Source organism: Chrysiogenia bacterium (assembly GCA_020434085.1).
GTDB lineage: Bacteria > JAGRBM01 > JAGRBM01 > JAGRBM01 > JAGRBM01 > JAGRBM01.
This window is the reverse complement of the sequence record JAGRBM010000517.1, coordinates 1-5,150: the sequence shown is the minus strand read 5'-3', so window position 1 is coordinate 5,150 and position 5,150 is coordinate 1. Positions and strand designations below refer to the sequence as shown.

The following is a 5,150-nucleotide window of genomic DNA, read 5'->3' as shown; positions in this document are numbered from 1 at the left end:
TCGCGGTGGTCTACTACCTGAACAATTCATCGAACAACAACTTCACCGATAACATCTCGGGCTTTCCCGAGGGCATCTCCTTCATGCAGGATGCCGGTTTCCGTCTGCAGGGAAGCTCGCCCAACGGGACGATCTACTACACGGGCGGTGCGACAGACACGATCTACGCGCGCAACGGTGCCAGCAATTTCTATGTTGCCTATTCGGGTGGTGCGGGTGACAGCGACCACGACGTGCAGGGAAACCCCAGTGTGAACGCTCGTGATGACGCCTTCACCAACGCTGTGGATGGTAATCCCAACGGTGGCAACGGCCCGTCGACCGGTTACATCACAGCGGTTCAGCGCTACAACCCGGGCACGCTCAACAGCGGCGAGACCCATGTTCTGACATTTATTTTCGCCGTCGGCACCAGCGAGGCGGAGGTGGATGCGCTCATCGCAACCGGTCGCAACAGCCGCCGCATCGACGTGGGCATCGAGAGCATTGACTCGCCGGCCGACATGGCGAGTTTTGCGACCAACTCAACCATCTCCATCGACGCGACAGCGGGCCTCTACGGCCTCGAAGACCAGTCCAATGTGCCGATCATCTACACGGTGACCCGCACGGACATGGGGGCCTCGGGCTGCACGCTGCCGAGTGCGACAAGCGCGGGCAACGTGGCCTCGCTGGTCGTTCCGACCATGGAGACAGCGGCGACGCCCACGATCATGTGGGATACCACCGGCTGCCTCTCGGGTGACTACGATATCGAGGTCTGCACCAACCTGGGCACTGACCAGCAGACGGGCAACGACTGCCAGATGATCACGGTGACGCTCATTCCGCCCACCAACCCGGGCATGGGGGCAATCACCTCACCGGCCAGCGGCACCGACTACACCGCCGGTGACATTCTCACTGCCAGCGCCGAGGCCGAGTTCTACGGAACGACCGGGACGTTCACCAACGTGCCCGTCGAAGCCACCATCACGCGCCTCTCGGCAGGTGCGGCAGGCTGCTCACTGCCCACGGCTGTGCAATACACCACCGTGACGGTCTCCGACACGATGACGCCGGTGACGGTGAGCCCCGACTACACCTTCGATACGACCGGCTGCAACGATGGCGGCTACCAGCTCGATCTGTGCACGAACGAGCCTGGTGATGCCGAGCCCGGCAACGACTGCGAGAGTCTCACATTCACAATCGGCGGCACGATCGACGTAGGCGTGCTTCGTATTGCCTCCCCGGTCAACGGTGCCAGCATCATCGAGCGCTCCACCATCACGATCAGCTCGCGGCTTCGCAACTACGGGGAGACGAGCCAGACGGCTGACGCCTACCTGACCATCACGCGCCCCGACGGAATGCCGGCGGGCTGCACATTGCCGACCGATCAGGTGAGCTCCTCGAGCGTCGCGCTCACCCTGCCGGGAATGGCCATTGCCGACGCACCCGACTTCACGTGGAATACCAATACGGGGCCCTGCAACACGGGCAACTACCTGATCAAGGTCTGCACCGCACTGGCAGGCGACGCTTTTACGAGCAACGACTGCAAGAGCGCTTCGATCAACCTGATCCCCGGCAGCCCGGCGTTCTTCATCAACGGCGTCGAAAAGGATCCGCCTCCTCCGGTTCCCAACAACTCCATGCTGGTCACCATTGAGCCCGGCACCATGGGAACCAACAACAACGGCGGTGGCGAGATCGGCACGATCCTCTTCCCCTTCAACGACGGCGATACGCCCAGTCAGGCGCAGGACCATCTGGGGGATATCGGCGACAACATCGCCTGGGAGCTCGACGATTGTGCCGGCGGCAAGTTCGCAGTCCGCTGGGACCCCGCCGGCGCGCAGGACGACCTGCAGTGGGGAAGTGGCGGTTGCGTGGGCGGATCGGGTGCCGATGGCACCTTCACCAATACCTCCCAGCGCATCATTACGCAGAACACCACGCCCGGTGGCGAGATCGAGAGCGTGATCGTGACGCGGCTCGATGCGCCCGAGACAGGCTACGAACTCAGCGTGGTGCAGAAGACGATTATTCGCGAGAACAACCAGTGGTTCGCCACTGTTTACTACGTGACCAATGAATCCGCCGTGACCTACAACGGCGCGCTGACCAACGGTGGCGGCAATGGCGTCGCGCTGCTACAGGGCGTCGATTACAACTTCAACGGCAGCTTCAACAACGACGATGCCTACTACGACGGGACGAACGACACCATCTATGGCGTGGATCAGGACGCAGTTGCGCCGAATATCGCCTACGGTGGTTTCACGGCGGGAACGGATACGCCCACCAATGCCCACGGCGTCGATCAGTACACCACGATGTGGAACGCCCAGCGCGCCAACAATCTGGGTTCGCTCAACCAGACGACCTATGCCGGTGACGCCTCGGGCGCCGGGCGCTGGAACATCGGGACGCTGACTGCAGGGCAGACCGCGACGCTGCCCATCATCTGGGGCATCGGCGTCGATCAGGCCGGCATGCAGGCGCAACTCGATGCCGGACTGGCGGTGCGGTTTGACGCGGGCGTGCAGAGCCTGAGCGGCATCGTCGACGGCGAGAACTACATTGCCGGTGACACGATCGAGATCGGCGCGCTGGCGGCGCTCTTCGGCATCGTCGATGCGGCCAATATGCCGGTCGATATCACCATCACCGGGCCGGGCGGCTGCGATGTGGCGTTGCCCAGTGGGACGTCCATGGGCAATGTGAGCCTGGCCGTCCCTGCTCCGGAGACGGCGGAGGTTTCCCCCTATTTCTGGGACACGAGCGGTTGCTCGGACGGCGATTACACGGTCGATGTGTGCACGAATCTCACCAGCCCGCGCAACGATCAGACCCCTGCCAATGATTGCCAGAGCGCGGTGGTGACCCTGGTGAATCTGGTGATTCGCTTGCAGCCCAACCAGGAAGTGCAGGTCGCCAAGCCCTATCCCAATACCGCCGACTACCCGATCGTGCTGCAGAATCAGGGGCCCGCGCAGTGCGTGGCCCTCGACGCGGGCGCTTCCAGCCAGGGCTGGGGCACCCAGCTTCTCGACGGGACGGGAATGACGCTCATCGCCGACGATACCGATGGCGACGGGGTCTGGGACTTCATCGACCCGGCTTATGACGGCGCCTGCGCGGCGGCCGGCAACCCGAGCGTGATGATCGCCGACGGCACGGTAATGACGGAGACTCAATCCTTTACCGTGCGCAAGACCGTGCCGAAGTTCGCCCTGGCTGGTGTGACCGACTCGACGGATCTCACGGCGGTGCCCGCGATCTCACCGCCTGATACGGCGACCTTCCTGACCAGCAGCGAGCCGCCGCCCACGGATGTGAAGACGCTGCACCTGCATTCGAGCGTCGGCGCCGTGACGCGCGGTATGGATACCTATCCCAATACCGAGGCCGACAACACCAGCACCACGATCCCCTCGCTCAGCGTGCGCTTCTTCCAGCAGGAGCCCGAATTTCAGACCGACTTCGAGATCGCCGGCGGTGCGACCGACGTGACGGTGGCGCTCTACATCGGCACGAACAACAACAACTCGCTCATTTCAATCTCGATGATCGCGACCGACGGCGTGACCTCGATCGGTATCGGCTCGGACGCGCGCTTCGTCGACCAGCCCAACAACCCGACGACGGCGACGCTGTTCAATCTGACGATCAACGACAACATCACCATTCCTGCGGGCTTTGGCATTTCGCTCGAAGTGCGCAACCTGGCGACGAACGCCATCGGCGTCTGGCATGACAACACGCCTTCGAGCACGGACTTCGGTGAGGGCGGCATGTGCTCGGATGCGTTCACGAGCATGGTGACCATGGACCCCAACGTCTGCCCGGGTTCCAGCCAGATCGTCTTCAGGACACCGACCTACATCAAGGTCTCCCAGCAGAATGCCTACGACGCGCCTTTCGACACGATGATCCCGGGCGGAGGCGGCAATTCGCCCTACACCTTCGATCCCTCGGGAACGGCCAATGGTGTGTGGCTGCGCGGCTACATCGAGGACCCCTTCGGCAAGGCGGACATCGGCGGCGGCCTGCTCTCGCTCGAGGACGCGCGCATCACCGTCTGGGGCAAGGAGCCGGCGATGCCCTCGGGTCCGACCGATTACGGCGACCTGCTCAATACCATTGTCTACAACCCGATGACGATGATGAACGACGTCGTTCCCATCGAGGACATGATCCTCCCGCTGGTCTACAACGATGCGGGCGACAACGCGGGCTATTGGTACGAGCTGGCGCTGCCCCTGCAGGCGCGTGAGCCCGGCGCCTACACCGTGTGCATCAAGGCCTACGAGTCCAACGGCGTGGAGACGGGCTGCACCTTCCAGTTCGCGATTTCCTCGGCTGCGGCCGTCGAGCTGCTCGCCTTCGACGCGCTCGGATACGAGGACGCAGTCCACATCCGCTGGACCACGGGGCAGGAAATCGGCACGCACGGTTTCAATATCTACCGCTCGACGCGCCCCAACGGCGGCTTCGTGCAGATCAACTCGGGGCTGATCTCGGGCCTTGGCTACAGCGACCTGGGCGGCGCCTATCTCTTTGCCGATGATTTCGTGGAGCCCGAGACGACCTACTACTACCTGCTCGAAGAAGTCGAGTACAGCGGCAACACCCATACCTATGGGCCCGTGGAGGCCTGGACCAATCCGGGTCTCAGCGCGCCGGAGGTTTCTTCTGAATACCTGACAAACCCGATCTTCCCCGACAGCGCGCCCCCCGAGTGGGCCGAGGGCGGCACGCCCGTGGCCGGCAGCGGCCAGATTGTCGTGAACCGCACCGAAGGCGAGGGCGGCGCCCTGGGTCTCGACATCGAGATCACCGTGCCACCCGCCGAGTGGAGCACGGTGGACCTTGGCGAGACGACCTATGACGTGGTGAACATCGCCGGTTACGCGCAGATGGGCGCGGCCGGTGAGCCGAGCCTGCCGGTGACGAGCTTCCTCGTCGACGTGCCCCCCGAGATGTCCTTCCTGTGGGATCTGGTGAGCGTCACAAGCACGGTCGAGCGCAGCAAGCGCATCGTTCCCTCCGCGCCGGTAGCGCTTCCCGTGGGCGACCTCAACGATGCCCAGAACCTGCCCACCGGAACCGAAGACCCGATCGAAGATCCGGCAATCTATGACGGATTCGAAATCGTGCCG

Annotated in this window: 1 protein-coding gene; it reads left to right on the top strand. The window is 63.5% G+C overall.

The features are described 5' to 3' along the window. Positions 1-5,150, top strand: a 5,150-nt coding sequence (locus KDH09_17360; protein ID MCB0221469.1) for a hypothetical protein, incomplete at both ends; no start/stop codon positions are given.